Annotated in this window: 28 protein-coding genes and 1 riboswitch; of the genes, 19 read left to right on the top strand and 9 right to left on the bottom strand. The window is 69.4% G+C overall.

The genetic code is table 11. The features are described from left to right. Positions 1-26: 26 nt before the first annotated feature. From rpmB to cobA, 6 genes are all read left to right on the top strand, one after another. Positions 27-263, top strand: coding sequence for a 50S ribosomal protein L28 (rpmB, locus tag DMH01_RS18440; RefSeq protein WP_005149951.1), 237 nt, complete (start codon positions 27-29; stop codon positions 261-263). Next, entirely contained in the window at positions 263-430 is a 168-nt protein-coding gene (gene rpmG / locus DMH01_RS18435; RefSeq protein WP_005149953.1) for a 50S ribosomal protein L33, read from the top strand. Before rpmB ends, rpmG begins: the two co-directional genes overlap by 1 nt. Then, positions 430-735: a 30S ribosomal protein S14 gene (gene rpsN, locus DMH01_RS18430; protein WP_125678321.1), complete on the top strand. Its 306-nt coding sequence runs from the start codon at positions 430-432 to the stop codon at positions 733-735. Before rpmG ends, rpsN begins: the two co-directional genes overlap by 1 nt. After that, positions 732-980 (top strand): 30S ribosomal protein S18, encoded by a 249-nt coding sequence (gene rpsR / locus DMH01_RS18425; protein ID WP_125678319.1) that lies wholly within the window; start codon positions 732-734, stop codon positions 978-980. Before rpsN ends, rpsR begins: the two co-directional genes overlap by 4 nt. Before the next feature lie 64 nt (positions 981-1,044). After that, a complete protein-coding gene (locus DMH01_RS18420; protein ID WP_125678317.1) occupies positions 1,045-1,452 on the top strand; it encodes an ankyrin repeat domain-containing protein in 408 nt (135 codons plus the stop codon). A 54-nt stretch (positions 1,453-1,506) separates the two neighbouring features. Next, on the top strand, positions 1,507-2,724 hold the full coding sequence (gene cobA, locus DMH01_RS18415; RefSeq protein ID WP_125678315.1) for a uroporphyrinogen-III C-methyltransferase: 1,218 nt from the start codon (positions 1,507-1,509) through the stop codon (positions 2,722-2,724). Here the strand turns inward: cobA and DMH01_RS18410 are convergent. Both DMH01_RS18410 and DMH01_RS18405 read right to left on the bottom strand, forming a co-directional pair. Continuing rightward, positions 2,712-3,272, bottom strand: coding sequence for a GNAT family N-acetyltransferase (locus tag DMH01_RS18410; protein ID WP_125678313.1), 561 nt, complete (start codon positions 3,270-3,272; stop codon positions 2,712-2,714). The two genes, cobA and DMH01_RS18410, sit on opposite strands and share 13 nt — an antisense overlap. Beyond that, positions 3,262-4,149 carry an alpha/beta fold hydrolase gene (locus tag DMH01_RS18405; RefSeq protein WP_199745528.1) on the bottom strand — a complete coding sequence of 296 codons (888 nt, stop codon included), beginning with the start codon at positions 4,147-4,149 and terminating at the stop codon, positions 3,262-3,264. The genes DMH01_RS18410 and DMH01_RS18405 overlap by 11 nt, the downstream gene beginning before the upstream one ends. Before the next feature lie 129 nt (positions 4,150-4,278). On the opposite strand from DMH01_RS18405, the gene DMH01_RS18400 reads away from it, so the two are divergent. The 3 genes from DMH01_RS18400 (at position 4,279) to DMH01_RS18390 (ending at position 7,770) form a co-directional block, all read left to right on the top strand. Next, on the top strand, positions 4,279-5,121 hold the full coding sequence (locus tag DMH01_RS18400) for a crotonase/enoyl-CoA hydratase family protein (protein WP_125678311.1): 843 nt from the start codon (positions 4,279-4,281) through the stop codon (positions 5,119-5,121). A 37-nt stretch (positions 5,122-5,158) separates the two neighbouring features. Next, complete coding sequence (locus DMH01_RS18395) at positions 5,159-6,862, top strand: AMP-binding protein (protein ID WP_125678309.1); 1,704 nt, start codon at positions 5,159-5,161, stop codon at positions 6,860-6,862. Positions 6,863-7,011: 149 nt separating this feature from the next. After that, positions 7,012-7,770 carry a D-Ala-D-Ala carboxypeptidase family metallohydrolase gene (locus tag DMH01_RS18390; RefSeq protein ID WP_125678306.1) on the top strand — a complete coding sequence of 253 codons (759 nt, stop codon included), beginning with the start codon at positions 7,012-7,014 and terminating at the stop codon, positions 7,768-7,770. Positions 7,771-7,775: 5 nt separating this feature from the next. Here the strand turns inward: DMH01_RS18390 and DMH01_RS18385 are convergent, their stop codons facing one another. From DMH01_RS18385 to DMH01_RS18370, 4 genes are read right to left on the bottom strand one after another with little or no spacing between them, the layout of a single operon-like run. Beyond that, positions 7,776-8,408: an NUDIX domain-containing protein gene (locus tag DMH01_RS18385; protein ID WP_125678304.1), complete on the bottom strand. Its 633-nt coding sequence runs from the start codon at positions 8,406-8,408 to the stop codon at positions 7,776-7,778. Then, entirely contained in the window at positions 8,405-9,598 is a 1,194-nt protein-coding gene (locus DMH01_RS18380) for an adenylosuccinate synthetase (RefSeq protein WP_125678302.1), read from the bottom strand. Before DMH01_RS18380 ends, DMH01_RS18385 begins: the two co-directional genes overlap by 4 nt. Then, positions 9,595-10,569, bottom strand: coding sequence for a hypothetical protein (locus tag DMH01_RS18375; protein ID WP_125678301.1), 975 nt, complete (start codon positions 10,567-10,569; stop codon positions 9,595-9,597). Before DMH01_RS18375 ends, DMH01_RS18380 begins: the two co-directional genes overlap by 4 nt. Positions 10,570-10,571: 2 nt before the next feature. Further along, positions 10,572-11,540: an adenylate cyclase gene (locus tag DMH01_RS18370; RefSeq protein ID WP_125678299.1), complete on the bottom strand. Its 969-nt coding sequence runs from the start codon at positions 11,538-11,540 to the stop codon at positions 10,572-10,574. Between the two features lie 109 nt (positions 11,541-11,649). Between DMH01_RS18370 and DMH01_RS18365 the strand changes: the two genes are divergently transcribed. Continuing rightward, positions 11,650-12,585, top strand: coding sequence for a hypothetical protein (locus DMH01_RS18365; RefSeq protein ID WP_125678297.1), 936 nt, complete (start codon positions 11,650-11,652; stop codon positions 12,583-12,585). A 56-nt stretch (positions 12,586-12,641) separates the two neighbouring features. Next, complete coding sequence (locus DMH01_RS18360) at positions 12,642-13,046, top strand: hypothetical protein (RefSeq protein WP_125678295.1); 405 nt, start codon at positions 12,642-12,644, stop codon at positions 13,044-13,046. A 405-nt stretch (positions 13,047-13,451) separates the two neighbouring features. Here the strand turns inward: DMH01_RS18360 and DMH01_RS18355 are convergent, their stop codons facing one another. Next, positions 13,452-13,832, bottom strand: a complete 381-nt coding sequence (locus tag DMH01_RS18355) for a hypothetical protein (protein WP_125678293.1) — start codon at positions 13,830-13,832, stop codon at positions 13,452-13,454. A 23-nt stretch (positions 13,833-13,855) separates the two neighbouring features. Further along, positions 13,856-14,374, bottom strand: coding sequence for a hypothetical protein (locus tag DMH01_RS43335; protein ID WP_233621583.1), 519 nt, complete (start codon positions 14,372-14,374; stop codon positions 13,856-13,858). 307 nt (positions 14,375-14,681) lie between these two features. On the opposite strand from DMH01_RS43335, the gene DMH01_RS18340 reads away from it, so the two are divergent. From DMH01_RS18340 to DMH01_RS18315, 6 genes are all read left to right on the top strand, one after another. Further along, positions 14,682-14,915 (top strand): hypothetical protein, encoded by a 234-nt coding sequence (locus tag DMH01_RS18340; RefSeq protein ID WP_199745527.1) that lies wholly within the window; start codon positions 14,682-14,684, stop codon positions 14,913-14,915. Between the two features lie 37 nt (positions 14,916-14,952). Next, positions 14,953-15,588: a CDP-alcohol phosphatidyltransferase family protein gene (locus DMH01_RS18335; RefSeq protein WP_125678291.1), complete on the top strand. Its 636-nt coding sequence runs from the start codon at positions 14,953-14,955 to the stop codon at positions 15,586-15,588. Positions 15,589-15,650: 62 nt separating this feature from the next. Then, the gene (gcvH, locus tag DMH01_RS18330; protein ID WP_125678290.1) at positions 15,651-16,034 is read left to right on the top strand and encodes a glycine cleavage system protein GcvH; all 384 of its coding nucleotides are present in this window, start codon (positions 15,651-15,653) and stop codon (positions 16,032-16,034) included. 125 nt (positions 16,035-16,159) lie between these two features. Next, a complete protein-coding gene (gene garA, locus DMH01_RS18325; protein WP_005150023.1) occupies positions 16,160-16,627 on the top strand; it encodes a glycogen accumulation regulator GarA in 468 nt (155 codons plus the stop codon). Beyond that, positions 16,624-17,394: a MerR family transcriptional regulator gene (locus DMH01_RS18320; RefSeq protein WP_199745526.1), complete on the top strand. Its 771-nt coding sequence runs from the start codon at positions 16,624-16,626 to the stop codon at positions 17,392-17,394. Before garA ends, DMH01_RS18320 begins: the two co-directional genes overlap by 4 nt. A 220-nt stretch (positions 17,395-17,614) precedes the next feature. Then, a complete protein-coding gene (locus tag DMH01_RS18315; protein WP_005150031.1) occupies positions 17,615-18,088 on the top strand; it encodes a bifunctional nuclease family protein in 474 nt (157 codons plus the stop codon). A gap of 76 nt (positions 18,089-18,164) precedes the next feature. Here DMH01_RS18315 and DMH01_RS18310 read toward each other — a convergent pair whose 3' ends face one another. Continuing rightward, complete coding sequence (locus tag DMH01_RS18310) at positions 18,165-18,779, bottom strand: TetR/AcrR family transcriptional regulator (protein ID WP_125678286.1); 615 nt, start codon at positions 18,777-18,779, stop codon at positions 18,165-18,167. Between the two features lie 297 nt (positions 18,780-19,076). On the opposite strand from DMH01_RS18310, the gene DMH01_RS18305 reads away from it, so the two are divergent. After that, positions 19,077-19,658, top strand: a complete 582-nt coding sequence (locus DMH01_RS18305; RefSeq protein WP_005150040.1) for a MerR family transcriptional regulator — start codon at positions 19,077-19,079, stop codon at positions 19,656-19,658. Between the two features lie 46 nt (positions 19,659-19,704). Further along, positions 19,705-19,806, top strand: a riboswitch (glycine riboswitch). Between the two features lie 170 nt (positions 19,807-19,976). Continuing rightward, a complete protein-coding gene (gcvP, locus tag DMH01_RS18300; RefSeq protein WP_125678284.1) occupies positions 19,977-22,856 on the top strand; it encodes an aminomethyl-transferring glycine dehydrogenase in 2,880 nt (959 codons plus the stop codon). Positions 22,857-22,858 lie beyond the last annotated feature (2 nt).

Here is a 22,858-nt window from a genome sequence, read left to right as displayed (position 1 = left end):
CAACCGATATCAACTCGGGAGGGTATATGTCCGCCGTGTGCCAGGTCACCGGCCGCAAACCGGGCTACGGGAAGCAGGTGTCGCATTCGCATCGGCGCACGTCCCGGCGCTGGGAGCCGAACCTGCAGGCCAAGCGGTACTTCGTGCCGAGCGAAGGACGCTGGGTCCGCCTGCGGGTCTCGGTGAAGGGCATGAAGACCATCGACAAGCGCGGGATCGAGGCCGTCGTGGCCGAGCTCCGCGCGAAAGGGGTGAAGCTCTGATGGCCAAGAGCACCGACATCCGGCCGATCATCAAGCTCCGCTCGACCGCCGGCACCGGCTACACGTACGTCACCAAGAAGAACCGCCGGAACGACCCGGACCGCATGGTGCTGCGCAAATACGACCCGGTCGCGCGCAAGCACGTCGAGTTCAAGGAGGAGCGCTGATGGCCAAGAAGTCGAAGATCGCCAAGAACGAGCAGCGCAAGGTCGTCGCCGCCCGCTATGTCGAACGGCGGCGCGAGCTGAAGGCCACCATCGCCTCGCCCTCCGCGTCGCCCGAGGAGAAGGCGGCGGCCGTGTCGGCCCTCCAGGCGATGCCGCGCGACGCCAGCGCGACCCGCATCCGCAACCGCGACACCGCCGACGGCCGCCCACGCGGCTACCTGCGGAAGTTCGGGCTCTCGAGGGTCCGGATGCGGCAGATGGCGCACAACGGCGAACTGCCCGGCGTCACGAAGTCGAGCTGGTGAGCGCGATGGGCAAGGCGAACCGCGACCGTCCCTTCAAGCGCAAGACGAACCTCTTGCACGCCAACAAGATCACCCAGGTCGACTGGAAGGACGTCGATCTGCTGCGGAAGTTCATCTCCGACCGCGGCAAGATCCGTGCCCGCCGGGTCACCGGGCTGACGCCCCAGCAGCAGAAACAGGTCGCCACGGCGATCAAGAACGCCCGCGAGATGGCGTTGCTGCCCTACCCCAACGCGGGGCGCTGACGCCACCGGTCCGGGCGGTGCGAGACGCGCCCGGACCGCGGCTCGGCGTGGAAGAATCGGCCCCATGACGGAGAACCCCGGACAGGCCGAGGAATTCGATCCCGAACTGCTGGAATTGTGGGCCAAGGTGTTCGGCTTCGCCCGCTCGGGCGCGACGGCCGAGATCGTCGCGTACGTCGACGCCGGGATCCCGGCGAACCTGACCAACGACCGCGGCGACACGCTGGTCATGCTCGCCGCCTACCACGGTCACGCCGAGACCGTCGCGGCCCTGATCGAACGCGGCGCCGATCCGAACCGCGAGAACGATCGTGGGCAGAGCCCGCTGGCGGGCGCGGTGTTCAAGAACGAACCCGAGGTGGTGAAGGCACTCCTGAAGGGCGGCGCGGACGCCACGACGGGGGAGCCGTCGGCGATCGAGGCGGCCAGGATGTTCGGCAACACCGAGCTGCTGGCGCTGCTGGAGAGCTGAGGCGGTTCTCACTCGGATCGCGGTCCGGGGCGCTGAATCCTTACACTGCCCCGCATGGATGACCCGCATTACCTCTCCGGCCTCGACCTGGCCGGCCGTCGTGTCGTGATGATCGGTGGCGGGACGGTCGCCCAGCGCCGCCTGCCGCGGTTGATCAGCGCCGGCGCGCGGGTCGAACTGGTCTCGCCGCACACCACGCCGTCGGTGAGCGCCATGGCCGACGCAGGCGAGATCGTCTGGCACGAGCGCCGCTACGCCGAGGGCGACCTCGCCGACGCCTGGTACGCGCTGGCGTGCACGAACGATCCCGAGGTCAACGCCGCCGTGTGCGCCGAAGCCGAACGCGCGCGGGTGTTCTGCGTCCGCGCGGACGACGGGGACCTCGGCAGCGCGGTCACCCCGGCCTCGGGCAGGCACGGTGGGCTGCTGGTCGGCGTGCTCTCCGGCGGCGAGCCGCTGCGGTCGGCCACCGTCCGGGACAGCATCCTCGACGGCCTCCGCGCCGGCACCGTCGCCGACGGCCGCGTCCCGGACGCCCACGGCGACCTCCCGGGTGTCGCCCTCGTGGGCGGCGGCCCCGGCGACCCGGAACTGATCACCGTCCGCGGCCGCCGCCTCCTCGCCAGGGCCGACGTCGTCGTCGCCGACCGGCTGGCCCCGCGCGAACTGCTCGACGAACTCTCGCCCCACGTCGAGATCGTCGACGCCGCGAAGATCCCGTACGGCCGCGCCGCCAGCCAGGAAGTGATCAACTCCACGCTGATCGAGCGGGCCAAGGCCGGCAAGTTCGTCGTGCGGCTCAAGGGCGGCGACCCGTACCTGTTCGGCCGCGGCTTCGAAGAAGTCCTCGCCTGCGCCGAAGCGGGCATCCCGGTGACGATGGTCCCCGGCATCACGAGCGCGTTCTCCGTCCCCGCCGCGGCGGACGTCCCGGTGACCCACCGCGGCGTCGCCCACGAAGTCGTCGTGGTGTCCGGTCACGTCGCGCCGGACGACGAGAAGTCGCTGGTGGACTGGGATCTGCTGGCGAAGATGCGCGGCACGATCGTGCTGATGATGGGTGTCGAGCGGCTCCCGCAGTTCGCGAAGGCGCTCCAGGCGGGGCGGCCGGGCGACACGCCGGTGGCGATCGTCGAGGACGGCACCATGCGCACGCAGCGGGTTCTCCGCTCCACTTTGGACAAGGTGGTCGAAGACGCCGCCGCAGCCGGGGTCCGGCCGCCCGCGGTGATCGTCTTCGGCCCGGTGGCGGGGCTGGCTCAGCCCTCGTAACCGGGGTTCGAGACGTAGAACCAGTCGGTCCCGTCGTCGCCGGACGTGTCGAGGTGGGCGGCCCGGACCAGCCCGGCCCGCAGCGCCACCCGCTGTGAGGCCACGTTCTCCGGCCGGACGCGGGCGATCACGAGGTCGTCCGGCCGGTGGACACGGGCCCAGTCGACCGCGGCGGTAGCGGCCTCACTGGCGTACCCGGAACCCCAGGACGAGGGGAAGAAGCGGTAGAAGAGGTTCAGGACCGGCAGGCGCCGGAAACCGACGATCTTCACCCCGCAGAACCCCAGCGGTTCCGCCGAGTCGTGCCGCCGGACCGTCCAGTACCCGAAGCCGTACCGATTCCATTGGTGCGACCAGCGGAGCAGCAGCAACTCCGCCTCCTTGCGCGTGTCCAGCAGGTCCGAAGGGTTGTGCGCGCAGGCTTCCGGATCGGTATGGAGGGCGAAGATCGCATCGAGGTCTTCGAGGCCAGGCCGGCGCAGGATCAGCCGCCCGGTCCGCAGTTCTTCGGCGGCCGCGGCCCGCGTCGGGGCCGGCTCAGCGGTCATGGCAGCGCGCGGAGAAGTCCACGATGGCTTCGGTCAGGCGGGTCGGGTCGAAGCGCAACTCGACCGGGCTGCGGGCCTGGACGAACTCGGCCGCGGGCATGTCCGCGGCCAGCGTGTCGGCGTCGCCGAAGGGATGGATCGGGTCGCGCTCGTGCCCGATGACCAGCGCCGCGGTCTCGATCTTCCGCCGGATGGACTTGGGCGGCGCGATCCGGCCGAAGAGCACGCCGTGCAGGAGCGCGGCCATCGGCGCGGGCTCCTGGGACAGCGTGTCGGTGACGACGTCGACCCACTGGTTGCCGTGCGGCACGAGTTTCGCCGCCAGCGCCACTCCCTGCACGGTCACCGGCAGGAACCGGGCGGCCATGAGCAGCGGCGCGAACGTGATCAGCCCGGCGACGATCGCGTTGTCCAGCACGGGCATCTCGACGACCAGGCCCAGCGCGCGCTCGGGAGCGGCGACGCCCACTTCGAGTGCGACGTTGGCGCCCAGTGACGTCCCGCCGATGACGGCGGCGTCGATCTCCAGGTGGTCGAGCAGCGCGACGGTCTGCTCCGCGAACGCGGGCATCGAGTACAGCCACGAGTCGGTGGGCCGGTCGGAATCGCCGTGACCGAGCAGGTCGAGGGTGACCGCGCGGAAACCGGCCCGCGCCAGCCGGCGGGCGAGCGGGGCGTGCATCCGCCTCGTCAGCATGATGCCGTGGGTGAGGACGACCACCCGGTCACCGGAGCCGAACTCGGTGTAGGCGAGCCGGTGACCCTCATGGGTGAAGGATCCTGACAGCTCGATCGGCCGGGAGGATCGTTCGCGCCCGCGCGCGGTGCTCGGAGCGGGCAGGTCGGCGACCGCGGTGGCGCTGCTGGCCGGGCTCATGTCCCACCGTCCTTCGTCGATCGTCGGGTACTCACCGGTAGTACTCGTCGGTATTAGGAAAGCATCTCGTGGCCACCGTGGCACAGTGGCCGTTGGCAGCCGGTCAATCACATGAGTCAAGATGACCTCATGACCGCTACAGCTGACAGTCTTCCCGATCTCGTTTCGCTCAAGGTGGACATCGACGGGCACGTCGCCGAAGTGACGCTGCTCGGTCCGTCCAAGGGCAACGCGATGGGCCCCGATTTCTGGCGAGAGCTGCCGATCGTCTTCCGTGCGCTCGACGCGGACCCGCAGGTCAGGGCGGTCGTGCTGACCGGAAGCGGCAAGCACTTCTCCTATGGGCTCGATCTGCCCGCCATGATGCCGAGCTGGGGCGAAATGCTCGGCGGCGACGCCCTCGCGGGCCCGCGGACGAAGTTCCTCGACGAGGTCAAGACCCTCCAGGCGAGCGTGTCCTCGATCGCGGAATGCCGCAAACCGGTCATCGCGGCCATTTCCGGCTGGTGCATCGGTGGCGGTGTCGACGTGATCGCGGCCGCGGACATCCGCCTGGCGAGCGCCGACGCGAAGTTCAGCGTGCGCGAGGTCAAGGTCGCGATCGTGGCCGACCTCGGCAGCCTGCAGCGGCTCGCCCCGATCATCGGCGAGGGACACCTGCGTGAACTGGCCCTGACCGGCAAGGACATCGACGCCGCCCGCGCCGAGAAGATCGGCCTGGTCAACGACGTCCACGCGGATCAGGACACTCTGCTGGCCGAAGCCCGCAAGCTGGCGGCCGAGATCGCCGCGAACCCGCCGCTGGTCGTGCAGGGCACCAAGAACGTCCTGTCGGCCAACACCGAACGCCAGGTCGCGGACGGCCTGCGCTACGTCTCGGCCTGGAACGCGGCGTTCCTGCCCAGCAAGGACCTCGGCGAAGCCGTGCAGGCCTTCCTCGAGCGCCGCGCACCCGAGTTCAAGGGAGAGTAGAAAGAACCGGCGGCCAACCAGGACCAGGAGGACGATCGTGAGCGCTTCGGAGGCATACCGCACGTTCCGCGAGGCACGGGACTATCTGCAGGCCCATCGCGAGGACTACGAAACCGCTTATCGGGACTTCACCTGGCCCCGGCCCGCCGAGTTCAACTGGGCCCTGGACTGGTTCGACGTCGTCGCGGCCGACCCGGCCAACCAGGACCGGTACGCGCTGTGGATCGTCGAAGAGGACGGCATCGAGAACCGCTGGACCTATCCGGAGATGGCGCGGCGGTCCAACCAGGTCGCGAACTGGCTGCGCTCGCTCGGCGTGGCCAGGGGCGACCGGCTGATCCTGATGCTCGGCAACCAGGGCGAGCTGTGGCAGACGATCCTCGCCGCGATCAAACTGGGCGCCGTCATCATCCCGGCTTCGACGCTGCTCGGCCCGGCGGACCTCACCGACCGGGTCGAGCGGGGCGCGGCGAAACACGTGGTGATCCGGTCCGTCGACGCGCACAAGTTCGAGAACGTCGAGGGCGACTACACGCGCATCGCCGTCGGTGAACCGGTCGAGGGCTGGCGGTCCTTCGTGGACGCCTACGAGGAAGCGGACACCTTCACGCCCGACGGCCCGACCGCGGCGGAAGACCCGCTCCTGCTGTACTTCACCTCGGGGACCACCGCGAAGCCGAAACTCGTGCAGCACACGCAGGTTTCGTACCCGGTCGGTCATCTGTCCACAATGTACTGGATCGGGCTCGAACCAGGCGACGTCCACCTCAACATCTCGTCGCCAGGCTGGGCGAAACACGCGTGGAGCAACGTTTTCGCGCCGTGGAACGCCGAAGCGACGGTGTTCCTCTACAACTACGTGCGGTTCGACGCTGTCTCCTTGATGGCGCAGATGGACCGGTGTGGCATCACCAGTTTCTGCGCCCCGCCGACGGTGTGGCGGATGCTCATCCAAGCGGATCTGACCGTGCTGAAGACGCCGCCGCGCAAGGTGGTCGGCGCGGGCGAGCCGCTCAACCCCGAAGTGATCGACCAGGTCGAAAAGGCTTGGGGCGTCACGATTCGTGACGGTTTCGGGCAGACAGAGAGCAGCGTCCAGATCGCCAACACGCCCGGGCAGGAAGTCGTGCCGGGCTCGATGGGGCGCCCGCTGCCGGGCTTCACCGTGGCGCTCGTGGACCCCGTCACCGGCGAACGCGCCCAGGAAGGCGAGATCTGTCTCGACCTCGACAAGCGACCGGTCGGGCTGATGGCCGGGTACGCCGACGACGAGGAACGCTCGGCCGCGGCCTTCGCGAACGGCTTCTACCACACCGGGGACGTCGGCTCGATCGACGAACGCGGCTACATCACTTACGTGGGCCGCACGGACGACGTCTTCAAGGCGTCGGACTACCGGATCTCGCCGTTCGAGCTGGAAAGTGTCCTGCTGGAACACGAAGCGGTCGCCGAAGCGGCCGTCGTCCCCGCGCCCGACCCCATCCGGCTCGCGGTGCCGAAGGCGTACGTCGTCCTGACGAACGGGCACGAGCCGACGGCCGGCACCGCGGTGTCCATCCTGGCCTTCTGTCGGGAACATTTGGCTCCGTACAAGCGAATCCGGCGGCTGGAGTTCACCGAACTGCCGAAGACGATCTCCGGCAAGATCCGGCGCGTCGAACTGCGCGGACGGGAGAACGAGGCCGACGGACGGCCGGCGGGGGAGTTCCGCGAAGAGGACTTCCCGCAGCTGAAGGGCTGACGGCCCCGTTTGCAGGCGCGACAGACACGTGTGGGTCGAACGACCCACAGCGCGGTAACCGGAACCGCGTTAGCATCCTCGGCAGTGAATCGTTGACAACCCGTGGGGGTCACGGGTCTCACCTTCCCTGCTTGAAAGGTGTTCCTGTCATGCGCATTCGTTTCCTCCTGCCGATGCTCGCCCTGGTGGCCGGGCTCGGTACCGCGGTGGCCGCTCCGGCCGCCGCCGATCCTGGCCCGGTGACGGCGGGCGAAGTGTCCGTCGCCGACGCCTGTTACTCCTGGGGGCGCACGTTGTCCCAGGGCGCGTCCGGTGAGGACGTCCGGCAACTGCAGATCCGGGTCGCCGGCTACCCCGGTTACGGGGGCGTGCTCGCCATCGACGGCCAGTTCGGCGCGGGCACCAAGGCCGCGGTCACCCGCTTCCAGCAGGCGTACGGGCTGGCCGCGGACGGCATCGCCGGATCGGCCACGTTCAGCAAGCTCTACGCGTTGCAGGACGACGACTGCACGCCGGTCAACTTCACCTACGCCGAACTGAACCGGTGCAACTCCGACTGGTCGGGCGGCAACGTCTCAGCGGCGACGGCGAAGGCCAACGCGCTGGTCTCGATGTGGAAGCTGCAGGCGATGCGGCACGCCATGGGCGACCGGCCGATCGACGTCAACGGCGGTTTCCGCAGCGTCGCCTGCAACAACGCCGTCGGCGGGGCGACCAACAGCCGTCACCTCTACGGCGACGCGGTCGACCTCGGTGCGGGCTCGCAGGGCTTCTGCGGGCTGGCGAAGCAGGCCCGTAACCACGGGTTCAGTGAGATCCTCGGCCCGGGCTACCCCGGACACAACGATCACACGCACGTGGCACACCGGTCCACCCGGTTCTGGTCGGCGTCCTCCTGCGGGATCTGACCGCGTCACTCCCAGCGCCACAACGACGGCGGCCGTCCTCCCTTGGGGAGGGCGGCCGCGTGTTCGGTGGTGCGCCGCAGACCGGGGACCCGCTCCATGGTCCGGCCGAGGTTGGCCGGATAGGGGCGGTCCCCGGTCAGCGCTTCGGTCGCGTCCAGCGCCTGGGCCGTCGTGAAGATCGGGCCCAGCAGCCCGGCGGTGAACGCGACGTCCCGCCACAGCCGCTCGGCCAGCATCGGGCGGCAGTCCGCCACGATCCGGTCGTGGTCGAACGCCAGTGGCGGGACCTCGTCCAGCGGCGCCCACACCACGTTCCCCGGCTCGTCGAGCGCGGGATCCACCGTGGCCCACAAGGCGATGGAGAGCGTGGGACCACGGGGATCACGGTTCGGCTCGTCGAAGGTGGCGAGCTGTCCCGTCGCCGAGAGCGCGTCGGACGGCAGGCCGAGTTTGCCGACCACCGCCCGGTGCGCCGCCTCCCTCAGCCGTTCCCCGAGCCCGAGCAAGACCCCGGGCAAGGCGAGTTCCCCCGCGAACGGTTCGGCGGCTCGCGGCGCGATTCCCAGCAGCACTTTCCTGGTGCCGGGCGCGAACCGCACCACGAGCACGTCAACGGACACCGGCGTCGACTCGATCACGCGTTGATTGTCGACCTTGCCTCCGTGACCCGGTAACCGGCCCTGTCCGGGCCGTACCCGGCGACGGCCACCGGCAGCCGCTCGCCGAACCACGCCAGCGGATCCGGCAGGTCGACGGCGGGGGAGCCGTCCTCGGGGACGACCTTCAGCCCGGTCGCGTCGAGGTGGGTCACCGCGAGCGCGTCCACGCCGTCGCAGGCCGCGATCGCGTACTCCAGCAGGGCCGCGTCGAGATGGCCCGCCCGCCACGCGCCCTGGAATTCCCCGGTTTCGTTGTGCGCCTCCGGAAAACGGGCGAGCACGGCGGCGGACTCGGTCGGCAGCGGCCCCGCGCCGTGCCGGGTGAGGTACGTCCGCGTGACCCCCAGGACGGCGTGCGGGCGCCCGCCCAGCAGCGCGCGGGCGTTGTGCGGCGTGGTGGTGGACCAGGTCGTATGCGGATGGAATCCGTGGTGCTGGTCGAGGAGAGCCCCCTGCGCTCCCTCGAAGACCAGCCGCCCGGAATCCGCCAGCCGTCCCGTTTCGTCCCCGTCGGTGATCCGCACCGCGTCCGCGAAGTCGCGGTACAGCGACACCAGTTCGTCCACACTGTGCGGTGGTGTGGCGAGCGGGGCGTAGAACCGCGCGAGCGCGTCCAGCTTGCGCCGCAACACCGACGGCCGGGCACAGTCGGCGACCGTGGGCGCTTCCCCCGGCGTCCCGATCACCTCCTGGTTCTCCACCACCTCACCCGGCACGGCTCCGGGCAACAGCGAGTACCAGACGGTCTCGCCGATGCCCTTCCCACACGAGCCGTGCCGGTTCGCGCCCCGGGCCTCCTCCCTCGCCCGGTTGGCGTGGATGTGGAACGGGGTCGTGAGCAGGGCCCGGCCGTCCACGCTCAGCAGCGAGAGCGGATTCCCGATGCCCGCCGCTTCGAGCCGCCGCGCTTCCGCGGCCAGCGCGAACGGCTCGACCAGCACGAACCGCGACAGATGGGTGGGCACGCCCGCGAACGTGCCCGCCCCGAACTGGCTGAACGTGTGGTGCCGCCCGTCCACGACGACGTTGTGCGCGGCCTGCGCGCCCCCGTTGAAGCGGACCACGGCGGTGGTGGGCCGGGCGGCGCAGAGCGCGTCGACCACCGCGCCCTTGCCTTCGTCGCCGAAGCCGAGCCCGACCACCACCACGTGCCCGTCCAGGAGACTCATCGCAGCACCACGTCGCTCGGCCCATCGGCATCGGGGACCGCCGAGGTGACGACCGACTTGGCGCCCAGCTTCGCCAGCGCCTTGCCGACCGCCCTGCTTTCGGCGACCGAGCCGACGTCCGCCAGATCGGCGAGCGCCCGGTCGACGTCGACGACCCGCTCTTCCAGCCCGATGGTGGCGGCGATCAGCTCGCACACCGCACCGGGATCGTCGAGCTTCAGGAAGTTCTGGCCGAGCAGGCCGCTCCAGTGTTCGCCGATCTCCGGGTCGTTGTAGTACGACGACTGGTTCGGCAGCACGAAGTAGACGTGCCACTTACGGGCCAGCTCCCGGTACACCGAGGCCGGGTCGATGTCCTCCCGCACGTCGTCCCCGATCACCCGGCGGATGTGGCGCGCCTCCAGCGCCGGCTTGTTCAGCTCGTCGCCGATGATGAACAGGTACCCCTTGCGGCCGCGGTTCTGCCAAGCGTCGGTGACGACGTGCCGGGCCATGAAGTAGGCGGCCAGTTCGTAGGACTCGCTCTTCTGCCCGCCGCCACCGCCTTCGAGGAAGATCGTGCGCAGCTGCTCGTCCATCCGGTTGTCCGATTCGAACTGCCCGACCTGCAACGGGACCCGGTCGCTGTCGGCGTCGCCGATCGCGCCGAACAGGACCTGCGGGTCGGTCAGGTAGCCCCGGCGCTTCAGCAGCCCGTGCAGTTTGCCGAGCTTGCCCTGCATGACCCGCGGCACGCGGCGCATCGAGCCGGTGACGTCGAACAGCACCGCGATCGGCGTCGAATCGGCGTGGTCGGCCGAATCCCGGCATTCCCGGACGACGTTCAGCGGGTCGAGCGCGGGCGCCACCTTCCAGTCTTTCGCGGGCTTGGAGCGAAGATCGGCGGTGTAGCCGAAGTCGTCCTCACCCTTGGCACGCCGGAAAGTCTTCGCGGCGGCGTAGGCGTTGTCGTCCCAGTGTCCGTGTCCCATGGTCAGGCTCCTGTCTCGGGGATGGTGAAGGGTCGGAAGGTGCGAGGTCCGTACAAGTCGTCGAGCAGTGCGTCGTACTCGTCGAGCAGATCGGCGGCGTCGGGTCGTTGTGCCGGCGCTTCCTGTGTGCACCAGGTCGCGAACTCGCGTTGACGGATTTCGTCCGGTGCCAGGAGTTCCAGCATCATGCGGTGGAGCATGTGGACGTCGGTGGCCGCGGTCACCGGTAGTCCTTTGTGGACTTCCGGCGGGTACCGGATGGACTTGTCCGCCGCCAGCGGGAGCACGCCGTCCTCGACGGCGAAGGACCAGCCGACGACGACGATGCCGTGCTGTCCCGGATGGACGAGCACGTTGTCCGCGGTGAGGTGGCCATGGACGACACCCGCGCGATGGGCGCCCGCCACGGCACGCAGGAGGCGGCGGTGCATCCACGCGTAGTCGCGGCCGTCGAGCCCGCCGGGGAAGGCCTTCCCGATGTCGGCGAGGGTGACGAACCCGTCGACGAGCGGATCGAGGACGCTGAACGCGCGGTCGCCCCTGGCCACCGGACCCGAGGTGTCCAGCAGTCGCGGGTAATAGGGGCGTAGCCATCGGTGCCGTTCGGTGAAGCCGTCGAGCGTGCGCAGTGCCGTCCACTCGGCGTGGATCAGCGGGTTGAGCGCCGGGTCGCGGACGAGTTTGACCAGATGGGGCCCGGTGGTCCGGTACGTCGTCGCGACACTGCCCACCGCGTGTGGCGAGGTGAGGGTGTACGCCGACGTCGCCGTGGTGACGGTCTGCTGCCGGGCGCGTTTCCAGTCGTCGTGGAGGCGGTTGAGGGTGGCGGCGGCCCGGTGGGCGCGCTCGTCACCGGGGTTGCGGTCGGGGTGGAGCAAGGCCGCCAGTTCGCGGTAGCGATGGCGGGCGAACAGAGCGGCCGCGTCGACCGTGTTCTCGATCATCGTCACGGCGTCTTCCCTGGTGAGCATAGTTTGAGTCTAGACGACTCTTACCTCGGATCGCAAGGGGGTGGGTACAAATCCCGTGCCGCGCGGCGGCTTCGGCTCATAAACTGGGCGAGCCGGACAGGGGGTGTTGGTGGTCTTCCGGGAACTGGATCGGAAAGACGGGCAGCGGACGAACGCGCTGATCATCGCGTTCGTGATCGGGATCGTCTGGGGAACCGTCGCGGCCTTCGCCGGGCGGTGGACCGTCGAAGGGCTGGCCGGCACGTACAACGTGCGCGCGGTGATCTCCGAGTGGAACTCCACGACCAGCGAAGGACAGCACGGCCCGCGTACCAGCTACGAGGTCCTGGCGATCGCCGAAGACGGCCGCGCGATCGAATTGCCGACACGAGACACGTTCGGCCTCGCCGATCCGGTGGTCGCCCGGCTTTCGTCGGTGACAGACCGGGTCTTGTCCGTGCGCGGGGCCACCGACGTCGTGGAAGCCCACCATCCGTGGGAGAAGATCACGGCGATGTCCCTTGGCTGGGTGCTCCTGGCGCTCGCGGCCGTCGTGCTGGTCAAACTGGCGAGACTGGGGGTCACGCGGAAGGCGTTGCCGTTCCTCGCCGGGCTGGCCTTCGCCGCGTTCGTCGTGCTGACGCCGGTCGGGTTCGGCGAGACGGCCTATGGCGAGGTGGCCGACCCGGTCCCGAATTTCTGGGAACTCCGGCGCGACCTATGGGGACCGCGGCCGGTGTTCGCCCAGGGACAGACCGCCGTCTCCGGGGAGGCGGCCGTGCGTGTGCTCGACAGCAGGCCCGGCCCGCCCGAGGGAGCCGAGGCGTGGTTGAGCGAATTCCACGTCCTCACCTTGCGGATCGAGGCGTCCCGCCTCGGCGGCACGGCACTCGAGCTGTCGGCCGACGAACACGGTGAGCCGGAACGGGTCAAGGACTGCGCGGGCGCTCCCGGCGCTTTCGACGGCACCACGGGTCTCGTCTGCTTCGTGGTCCCGCCCGGATACCGGCCCCAGTACCTTCTCGTCGGCAAACTCGAACGCGAAGTCCTGCTGAGGCTCCAGTGAACGACGAAAGGAGTCCAGCGCCGGAAAACGCGCGGAAACCCGCAGTTCTTTCGTCGGTGCTTTCGACCGTTCTCCCTTTTCTGCTGATCTTCGGTGTCGTCTGGGGCTTCCTCGGTTCCGACATCGGTGAGTTGAGCACCGGCGAGGACGTCACGGTCACCGAGATCTCGGGGTGCACCTCGGAGGGATCCGCAGTGAACGGCCAGACCCCCTACTGCTCCGGGAAATGGCGCTTCGCCGACGGTCGTACCGGAGGCGGCCGGATCCTGGGCGAGGACATCTCGGCGGGTGACACGGTGTTCGCCGGTGACGGGTTCGCCCATCGGTCGCGATCGCCCTTGATCTGGAAGGTCTCGGCGGGCGGCGCGCTGGGTCTCTTCCTCGTCGGCATGGTGATCGTGGGCGTCGTCCTGTACCGGCTGGACGTGGGCAAGCGGCGAGGCGAGGGTCCTCGAGAGTAAGCAAAGGTGGCGTTCGCGGGAGCGGGCCGGGGGTGGGGTGATGGCTCCCTTCACTGTGTCTGATGCGGTGAAAGGAGCTTTCGGCCCAGGTACCTACTGGCTTCTCTGAGCGCGGGACCGCGGTCCGTGAAGGCCTCCTTGAGGGACTCAGGGTCCCTCAAGGAGGCCTTCACTACCTTCAGGGTCGCTGCTCTGGTCCCAGGTACACCAGCAGCCACAGTGGCCGCGCGTGAAGGACCCCCTCCCGAGTACATGAAGGCCCCCTTCCTTGCGCCAGGCGCAAGGAAGGGGGCCTTCATGTACTTCAGGGGGCACGGGCGCCGGGACGCGCCGCGGGACGGCGGGATCTCGGGACAGAAGTTCGAGGCTTACACCATGTGCGGCGCCGTCTGGGGCAGCTGACGCTCAGGAGCGGGTCGCTTCGATCTGGCGCTCGTCCTCGGTCGAGCAACTCGTCACCGGATCGTTCGGCCCGCTCCCGCACGTCCAGGCCCCGACCACCACCGGGCCGGGCCCTTGCGGTGACGCCGCCTCGGCGGGCGTCAACTTGGCGAAGTAGTCCGTGAGCACCTGCGTCGCTTCGGCGCACTCGGCCTTCCCGCGCACGACGACCTTGTTCTTCGCGCCCTGGAACCCGGTGACCTCGCCACAGGGTGTGCCGGCCAGGACCTGGTCGGCCGTGGGAGCGGGGGAGGGCGGCGGCGCGGCCGCGGGAGCGGGATCGGCGCCGCATCCGCTCAGCAGGACGACGGCGAACGCGGCGGGGAGCACGGCGAGGCTCTTCATGGGCCCTTCTTCTCGAGGATGGTTCATTCGACGGGGACGACGGCGGCGAACACGTTCTGTTCGCCCTTGCTGCAACTGGTGCCGCCTTGCGCGGCGGGAGCGCCCGAGACGCACAGCCAGCCGTCCACGGTCTCGCTGACCGGCTCGTCCGAGCCCGCGGACTGCCGTCCGGCGATCCTCTTGTGGAACGAACCGACGATCCCGGTCGCGTCCGCGCACGAGACCCCGGGGCCGTTGAGCACCTGCAGGGTCAGCCCGCTGGCCGCGGTGACCGTGCCGCACGAACCCTGAACCGGTTCAGCGGGTTTCGGCTGGGAAGTGGGAGGCGGGGCGGCTGAGGGACTCGGCGGGGTCTGTGACGGGATCGGCGGCACCGACACGCTGGACACCGCTGTGGGGACCGAGGGCGGCGAGACCGACAGCGCGGTGACAGGCGGTGGCGGATCTTCGCCCGAACAGGCGGCGAGCGTTCCGACGGCGGCACAGACGGCGCAGGCCGCGAACAGGCGCCGCCACGTTCCCGTGGTGGTCGAGACGGGCAAGGCGATCCTTTCGTCGGCCGGTCGTGGCCGGCCCATTCTGACCCGGCCGGGCCCGAAGCCGTGGCATTGAGCCACGTTCGATTCGCGGGAGGCTATCGCGCCCGTGGCGCCGCGGTACGCGAGGACCGCGCAAGCACTGTCCATTGTGGACGATTAACATGCCGTTCACAGCGCGACAACACCCTGCTGTCGTTGCGAACCGATCGGACGAATCCACGCCGGATCCGTTAACGCGCGGCCCCTTTCTGCCGAAAACACAGGTAGCGCTCCGGCGTGTCCCAGTCCCCGTCACGAAACCGTGAGAGTGATGAAGACCGACGAACAGACCGACCCCGCGTCACCCCAGGCCACCGCACCGGCGAGCACGGAGCTGCCGCCGACGGCACCGTGCACCGTCGTCTGGTGTGGCGGCCGCCCGTACGTCCTCGAGACCTCAGCCGGCCACAACCGCTGGATGGGCACCGACCACCGGGGCAGGCCCGTGGCGCTGACCAGCGCGGACCTGCAACGCCGAGGCTGGACCCACACCCGGGCCAGCTGACGGGGGAGGACCTGCCGCCGCTGGATAGGCTGAGCGGGTGAGTACGCCCCCGGAACCGAGCGTGACCAGCGAAGAACCCTCCTTGCTGCGGCAGGCCCTGAACGTTCCCAACATGCTTTCGATCCTCCGGCTCGCCGGGGTGCCGGTCTTCCTGTGGCTGCTCCTCGGCCCGAAGGAGGACGGCTGGGCGCTCGCGCTGCTCGTGTTCAGCGCGCTCACCGACTGGCTCGACGGCAAACTCGCCCGCTGGCTCAACCAGATGTCCCGGCTCGGCCAGCTGCTCGACCCCGCCGCCGACCGGCTCTACATCCTCGCGACCCTCATCGCCTTCCTGATCCGCGACATCATCCCGTGGTGGCTGGTGGTCCCGCTGGTCGTCCGCGAAGCCGTCCTCGGCGTCTGCGTGCTGGTGCTGCGGCATCGCGGATTCGCCCCGCCGGAGGTCACCTACATCGGCAAGGGCGCCACCTTCGTGCTGATGTACGCCTTCCCGTTCCTGCTGCTCACCCAGGGCGGATCCGACATCGCCGCGATCGCCAGGCCGATCGGGTACGCCTTCACGGCGTGGGGCGCGGTCCTGTACGTCTATTCGGGCGTGTTGTACGTCGTCCAGACGGTGTGCGCGCTGCGAACGGCCGAACCCGGCGAGTTGCGGGAGGCGGCGGGCGCGTGACCCGGCGGGATGCGAAACTGCGCGCGTCGGTTTCGAGCGAGGGCTGAGAAAGGGGAGCGGCGTTGACCACTCCAGAAGAACTGCGGTACACCGAGGAGCACGAGTGGGTCTCCGTGCGCGATGGCGGGCTCGTGCGCGTGGGCATCACGGAGTACGCCCAGGACCAGCTCGGTGACGTGGTGTTCGTCGAACTCCCCGAGGTCGGCAAGCAGGTCGGCGCGGGCGACGCGTTCGGCGAGGTCGAGTCGACCAAGAGCGTTTCGGAGCTGTTCGCCCCGCTCGACGGCGAAGTGGTCGCGGTCAACGACGCGGTGACCGAGTCACCCGAGCTGATCAACAGCGACCCCTACGGCGAGGGCTGGCTGATCGAGCTCCGGCTGGATGACGCCAGCTCGGTCGAATCCCTGCTGGAGGCCGAGGCGTACCAGGCCCTGATCAAGGAATAGCCGCAGGCCGCGGCCCTTCGGGAAGAGTAGGGGGAGCCGCGGGCCGGAGATTCGATCAGGCACGGTACGTTTGACCTCCACACGTTCTTGAGTAGTGGCAACACACATGCGTTAGGAGAGCTCAGGTGAGCACGAACGACGGGCCCGGCGTTCCCCCGGAGCAGTCTCCGGAGCGGACTTCTGTCTTCCGGGCCGACTTCCTGGCCGACGTCGAAGGCACTGAGGCTCCTCCGGCTGCCGAGGCCCCCGTCCAGGGTGTGGACGCGCTGCCCGCGGGTTCCGCGCTGCTGGTCGTCAAGCGGGGCCCGAACGCGGGTTCGCGCTTCCTGCTGGACCGCGACACCACCAGCGCGGGACGGCACCCGGACAGCGACATCTTCCTCGACGACGTCACGGTCTCCCGGCGGCACGCCGAGTTCCGCCGTGAGGGTGGCGAGTTCGTCGTCATCGACGTCGGCAGCCTCAACGGCACCTACGTCAACCGCGAGCCGGTCGACCAGGCCGTCCTCGCCGGTGGCGACGAGGTGCAGATCGGCAAGTTCCGCCTGGTCTTCCTGACCGGCCCGGGTCACGGGGGCCAGGGGGCACGGTGACGGCGGCCGGGCGGCCTGATCGGGATGCGTCGCAGCGCGATGGGTTGAGCATCGGGGCCGTGCTGGCACAGCTGCGCGGCGACTTTCCCGATGTCACCATCTCCAAGATCCGGTTCCTCGAGGCGGAGGGTCTGGTCCAGCCGGGCCGGACCCCGTCGGGGTACCGGCAGTTCGCTCCGGCGGACGTGGAGCGGTTGCGATTCGTCCTGTCCGCCCAGCGGGATCACTACCTCCCGCTGAAGGTCATCAAGGAACAGCTGGACGCGGCGGATCAGGGCGCCGCGCCCGCCGACCACACCGCGGCGATGCCACGGCTGCCGCGGAAACTCGTGTCACTCGACGCCCCCGGGGAGAACGGCGGACTGCCGACCCCGGGGGATTTCGAGACCGACCGCGAGATCAGGCTGACCGAGGAAGATCTCCTCCGCCAGGCCGGAATCGACGCCGCCACCCTGGCTGAGCTGCGGCAATACGGTCTCGTACGCCCTGGAGCGGCGGGGTTCTTCGACCCGGACGCGGTCCTGGTGGCGAAGACCGTGAAAGCGATGACCGAATTCGGTATAGAGCCGAGACATCTGCGTGCCTTCCGGGCCGCGGCGGATCGCGAGGTCGGCCTGCTGGAGCAGATCGTGACCCCGGTGTATCGGCATCGTGACGAGGACGCCCAGGCGAGGGGCGACGAGGTCGTCCGGGAGCTGGCCGCCTTGACCGTGGCGTTGCACACGCTCTTGGTGAAGGCCGGAATACGGGCTGTCACAGGCGGTTGAACGGCTTCGGGCGACCGGGAGCCGTTGTGCGGCCACTTGTCAATGCCTGAATGTTCGGCACCCTATGCCGTACCGTGAGAGTTGGGTTTGCCACGGGCGAACCGAGAATGTCGGAGACAGCGAGCACAGCGCTCGGAAGACGGGTAGCGTCGGGACTGCCGTCGCTTGGTCGTCGAGACAAGCGTTGCAGCCCGTGCGCACGAGAGGGAGGCGAAGCCCGATGAGCGAGATGCGCGTCGTCGGCGTGCGGGTGGAGCTACCCGCGAATCAGCCGATCTTGTTGCTGCGGGAAACCGAAGGCGAGCGTTACCTGCCGATCTGGATCGGCTCGGTCGAGGCCACCGCCATCGCCTTGGAGCAGCAGGGAGTCCGCCCGGCCCGTCCACTCACCCATGACCTGCTCAAGGAGGTCATCGGAGCGTTGGGCCGTGAGCTGGAGCAGGTCGTCATCACCGATCTGAAGGAAGGCACGTTCTTCGCGGAACTGGTCTTCGACGGGGACATCCGGGTTTCGGCGCGACCGAGCGATTCGGTGGCGCTGGCGCTGCGGGTGGGGGTGCCCATCCACGCCGTGGACGCGGTGCTGGAGGAAGCGGGCCTCATCATCCCCGACGAGCAGGAGGACGAGGTCGAGAAGTTCCGCGAGTTCCTCGACTCGGTCTCGCCGGAGGACTTCCGCGGCGCCGACACCTGATCACATCCTGGGATTTCGCACGAAGGGGCGGTGCCGGTGGCGCCGCCCCTTCGTCGTACTCGCGGCCTGCCCGGGCTCAAGCGGCGGTCGCCTTGACGAACAGGTCCGCCAGTTCCCGCCCGTACCGCTCCAGGTCCAGCTTCGGGTCCGCCGCGAACTTCGCCGCGACACCGTCGATGGCCTGCGCGATCGACAGTGCCATCACGTCCGGCGCGAAGCCGCCGAAAGCGCCTTCCTGCTGTCCTTGCCGCAGCTGACGTTCGAGCCGGCCGGTCCGGAACTCCTCGACCAGCGGCGCCGACATGAACCAGCCTTCGGCGTCCGAGCCGCTCGCACCCATCTCGACCATGACCCGCACCAGTTCCGGGTACGAGCCCAGGAACGCGATCTCCGATTCGATGTAGCCGCGCAGGAGACCGGCCCGGTCGGTCGTGCCCTGGATCCGCTCTTCGAGGAACTTGTCCTTCATCCCGGTCGCGGTGGTGACCACGGCCTGCATCAAGCCGGCCTTGTTGGTGAAGTGGTACGAGATGATCCGGGTGCTGGACAGCCCGGCCCGCTCCTTGATCTTCGCGAACGACGTCTTGTGGTAGCCGAGGTCGGAGATCGTCGCGATCGTGGCTCCGATGATCTGGGCCCGCCGGGCCGCCTCGGTGACCGACAGCCCCAGTTCCGCCTGGACCTCTTGCATGGCACTCTGGGTGGAGGGATTTACTTGCATGAGTAAAAAATAACACGGCTGAGTAAAACTCGCAATCGTGCGGCCGAATGGGGGACTGTGCTCGACAAGCCTCAAGAAGAGCTTGAGGCCGACCGCGCGTCGCGTTGACCGCTTTGCCGGACGCGCTTACCGTCAATGAAGGTGAATCGCCAAGGTGTGATTCGGATGTCTGGGGCATTCGTCTTGACGAGGAACTCCGGTGCGGACTCACGTGGGTCCGCGCGGCTTTGTTCGCCGGCCGCCAGGTCGGGCGAGGGGAGGCATGGCGTGGTCGAGGCTGGTAGCCCTCAAGAGCCGCTCGTTCCGGTCGCTGACGGCGAGCAGGGCGAGCTGTTCCCCGACTCTTCCCTCCCGGACGAACTCGTCGGTTACCGCGGCCCCGCCGCCTGCCAGATCGCCGGGATCACCTACCGGCAGCTCGACTACTGGGCCCGCACGAAGCTGGTCGCGCCGAGCATCCGCACGGCGCACGGCTCCGGTTCGCAGCGGCTCTACTCGTTCAAGGACATCCTCGTCCTGAAGGTCGTCAAGCGGCTGCTGGACACCGGCGTCTCCCTGCAGAACATCCGCGTCGCCGTCGACCACCTGCGCCTGCGCGGCGTCCGCGACCTCGCCAAGGTCACCCTGTTCTCCGACGGCACCACCGTCTACGAGTGCACCTCGCCCGAAGAGATCGTCGATTTACTGCAGGGCGGGCAGGGTGTCTTCGGGATCGCGGTCAGCGGAGCGATGCAGGAGATCAGCGGCACCATCCACGAGTTCCCGGCCGAGCGGGCCGACGGCGGCGTGATCGAAACGGTCACGCCGGACGAGCTCACGCAGCGCCGTAACGCACGTCGCACCGGCTGATCATGAAGCCGCGCGGGCGGCAGGGTAGGCTCACTTCCGCGGTCGACGAATCCGCGCGGGAGAGACCGAGTCGATAACCGTTGAGCTCGGCGCCGAAGGAGCAAGTCCTCCCCGGAACCTCTCAGGCACCCTGGACCGCGCGGAAGAGACGCCTCTGGAAAGTGGTTCGCCAGGTCACAGCCTGGCGGCCCCGCCGACGGTGCAAGCCCGGCTCAACACTCGGGCGAAACTCTCAGGCGCCCCCACGGGGGTACGGACAGAGTGGGGAGGGCCAGGACAATCGTCCCGGCCCCACCCCCGCGTCTTGGGAGGTCCCCGATGGAGCCCGTTTCACTGGCCGCTCTCGAATCCGGAACCCCCTTCGCGGACCGGCACATCGGTCCCGGCAGCGAAGAGCTCGCGCGCATCCTCGACGTCGTCGGCGTCGCCTCCCTGGACGAGCTCGCCGAGCGGGCCGTCCCCGCGTCGCTGCGGGAGTCCGCGGCACCGCCGGATCTGCCGCCGCCCGCCACCGAGACCGGCGCTCTCGCCGAACTCCGCGCGCTGGCCGCGCGCAACCGGCCGATGGTCCAGATGATCGGGCTCGGCTACCACGACACCGTGACCCCGCCGGTGATCCGCCGGAACGTGCTGGAGAGCCCGGCCTGGTACACCGCGTACACGCCGTATCAGCCGGAGATCTCGCAGGGCCGCCTCGAAGCGCTGCTGAACTTCCAGACCATGGTCTCCGACCTGACCGGCCTGCCGATTGCCAACGCCTCCATGCTGGACGAAGCGACCGCCGCGGCGGAGGCGATGACGCTGGTCCGCCGGGCGGGCAAGGCGAAGTCGAACCGGTTCGTGGTCGACGAGGACACCCTTCCGCAGACGATCGAGGTCCTGCGCACCCGCGCCGAACCGCTCGGCATCGAGCTGGTGACCGCGGATCTGTCCCAGGGCATCACCGGGCTCGGGCTCGGCGGCGACTTCTTCGGCGTGCTGCTGTCGTATCCGGGCGCGTCGGGCGTCGTCCGCGAATGGGACCACACCATCGCCGAGGCCAAGGCGCTGGGCGCGGCGGTGGTGATGGCCGCGGATCCGCTGGCGCTGACCCTGCTGCGGTCGCCCGGAGAGCTCGGTGCCGACGTCGCGATCGGATCCACGCAGCGGTTCGGGGTCCCGATGGGCTTCGGCGGGCCGCACGCGGCGTACCTCGCCGTCCGGCAAGGGCTCGAACGGCAGTTGCCCGGACGGCTGGTCGGGGTGTCGAAGGACGCCGACGGCGCGCCCGCGTACCGGCTCGCGCTCCAGACCCGCGAGCAGCACATCCGCCGGGAGAAGGCGACGAGCAACATCTGCACCGCCCAGGTGCTGCTGGCGGTGATCGCGTCGATGTACGCGGTGTACCACGGCCCCGAAGGCCTGCGCGCCATCGCGAACCGCGCCCACCGGATGGCCACCGTGCTCGCGGCGGGGCTCGCCGAGAGCGGCGTCGACGTCGTGCACTGCGAATTCTTCGACACTGTCATGGTCGCCGTCCCGGGCCGTGCGACCGGGATCGTCGCCACCGCGAGGGAACTCGGGGTCAACCTTCGGCTCGTGGACGCGGACCACGTCGCCGTCGCCTGCGACGAGACGACGACCCGCGAGCATCTTTCCCTGGTGTGGAAGGCGTTCGGGGTCGCGGTGTCCGATGTGGACTCGCTCGACGCGGACACCGCGGACGGCTTCCCGCCGGATCTGCGCCGCGCCAGTGAGTACCTCACGCATCCGGTCTTCCACGCGCATCGCTCGGAGACGGCGCTGCTCCGGTACCTGAGGTCGTTGTCCGACAAGGACGTCGCGCTCGACCGGAGCATGATCCCGCTCGGTTCCTGCACGATGAAGCTCAACGCCACGGCCGAAATGGAGCCGATCACCTGGCCCGAGTTCGCCGGTCTGCACCCGTTCGCGCCCGCCGAGGACGCGGCCGGTCTGCTCACCGTCGTGAAGGACCTGGAGCGGTGGCTCGCCGGGATCACCGGCTACGACGCGGTTTCCCTGCAGCCGAACGCCGGCAGCCAGGGTGAGTTCGCCGGACTGCTGGCGATTCGCGCGTACCACCGCGAACGCGGGAACGCGGCGCGCGACGTCTGTTTGATCCCGTCCAGCGCACACGGGACGAACGCGGCCAGCGCGGTCATGGCCGGTATGCGCGTGGTGGTCGTCAAATGCGACGACGAGGGCAACATCGACCTCGCCCACCTCAGGTCCACTGTGGACGAGCACGCGGACGACCTGGCCGCGATCATGATCACCTACCCCTCGACGCACGGCGTCTACGAGGACACCGTCCGCGAGGTCTGCGCGCTGGTGCACGACGCGGGCGGTCAGGTGTACGTCGACGGCGCGAACCTGAACGCGCTCATCGGGGTGGCGCAGTACGGGAAGTTCGGCGCCGACGTCTCACACCTGAACCTGCACAAGACCTTCTGCATCCCGCACGGTGGCGGTGGGCCGGGCATCGGGCCGATCGGCGTCCGCGCGCATCTGGCGCCGTACCTGCCGAACCACCCGCTGCAGCCGGACGCGGGCCCGGTGACCGGCGTGGGCCCGATCAGTGCGGCGCCGTGGGGGAGCGCGTCTATCCTGCCGATCTCCTGGGCCTACGTCCGGATGATGGGCGCCGACGGCCTGCGGCGCGCGACCCTGACCGCGGTCGCGAACGCCAACTACGTCGCGAAACGTCTCGCCGCGCACTATCCGGTGCTGTACTCCGGGCACGAGGGACTCGTGGCGCACGAATGCATTCTCGATCTCCGCGCGATCACCAAGCGCACCGGCGTCACGGTCGACGACGTCGCCAAGCGGCTGGCCGACTACGGGCTCCACGCGCCGACGATGTCCTTCCCGGTCGCGGGAACGCTCATGGTCGAGCCCACCGAGAGCGAGGATCTCGGCGAACTCGACCGGTTCTGCGACGCGATGATCGCGATCCGCGGTGAGATCGAGAAGGTCGCCGCGGGGGAGTGGCCGGTGGCCGAGAGCCCGCTGCGCAACGCCCCGCACACCGCACGCTGTCTCGCGGGGGAGTGGGATCGCCCGTACAGCAGGGAGATCGCGATCTTCCCGGCAGGGTTCACCGCGTCGAAGATCTGGCCGCCGGTGCGGCGGATCGACGGGGCCGCGGGGGACCGCAACCTCGTCTGCTCCTGCCCGCCACCGGAGGCCTTCGCCTGAGG

It is taken from the genome of Amycolatopsis sp. WAC 04182, from assembly GCF_003947465.1.
In the GTDB taxonomy this organism is placed as follows: domain Bacteria; phylum Actinomycetota; class Actinomycetes; order Mycobacteriales; family Pseudonocardiaceae; genus Amycolatopsis.
This window is presented reverse-complemented; position numbering and strand designations above follow the sequence as displayed.

Bases quoted from the DNA above. Each gene is read 5' to 3' on its own strand.
- rpmB (WP_005149951.1), top strand. From the start codon at position 27: ATGTCCGCCGTGTGCCAGGTCACCGGCCGCAAACCGGGCTACGGGAAG.
- rpmG (WP_005149953.1), top strand. From the start codon at position 263: ATGGCCAAGAGCACCGACATCCGGCCGATCATCAAGCTCCGCTCGACC.
- rpsN (WP_125678321.1), top strand. From the start codon at position 430: ATGGCCAAGAAGTCGAAGATCGCCAAGAACGAGCAGCGCAAGGTCGTC.
- DMH01_RS18420 (WP_125678317.1), top strand. From the start codon at position 1,045: ATGACGGAGAACCCCGGACAGGCCGAGGAATTCGATCCCGAACTGCTG.
- cobA (WP_125678315.1), top strand. From the start codon at position 1,507: ATGGATGACCCGCATTACCTCTCCGGCCTCGACCTGGCCGGCCGTCGT.
- DMH01_RS18410 (WP_125678313.1), bottom strand. From the start codon at position 3,272: ATGACCGCTGAGCCGGCCCCGACGCGGGCCGCGGCCGCCGAAGAACTG.
- DMH01_RS18405 (WP_199745528.1), bottom strand. From the start codon at position 4,149: ATGAGCCCGGCCAGCAGCGCCACCGCGGTCGCCGACCTGCCCGCTCCG.
- DMH01_RS18400 (WP_125678311.1), top strand. From the start codon at position 4,279: ATGACCGCTACAGCTGACAGTCTTCCCGATCTCGTTTCGCTCAAGGTG.
- DMH01_RS18390 (WP_125678306.1), top strand. From the start codon at position 7,012: ATGCGCATTCGTTTCCTCCTGCCGATGCTCGCCCTGGTGGCCGGGCTC.
- DMH01_RS18380 (WP_125678302.1), bottom strand. From the start codon at position 9,598: ATGAGTCTCCTGGACGGGCACGTGGTGGTGGTCGGGCTCGGCTTCGGC.
- DMH01_RS18375 (WP_125678301.1), bottom strand. From the start codon at position 10,569: ATGGGACACGGACACTGGGACGACAACGCCTACGCCGCCGCGAAGACT.
- DMH01_RS18370 (WP_125678299.1), bottom strand. From the start codon at position 11,540: ATGCTCACCAGGGAAGACGCCGTGACGATGATCGAGAACACGGTCGAC.
- DMH01_RS18355 (WP_125678293.1), bottom strand. From the start codon at position 13,832: ATGAAGAGCCTCGCCGTGCTCCCCGCCGCGTTCGCCGTCGTCCTGCTG.
- DMH01_RS18340 (WP_199745527.1), top strand. From the start codon at position 14,682: ATGAAGACCGACGAACAGACCGACCCCGCGTCACCCCAGGCCACCGCA.
- DMH01_RS18315 (WP_005150031.1), top strand. From the start codon at position 17,615: ATGAGCGAGATGCGCGTCGTCGGCGTGCGGGTGGAGCTACCCGCGAAT.
- DMH01_RS18310 (WP_125678286.1), bottom strand. From the start codon at position 18,779: ATGCAAGAGGTCCAGGCGGAACTGGGGCTGTCGGTCACCGAGGCGGCC.
- gcvP (WP_125678284.1), top strand. From the start codon at position 19,977: ATGGAGCCCGTTTCACTGGCCGCTCTCGAATCCGGAACCCCCTTCGCG.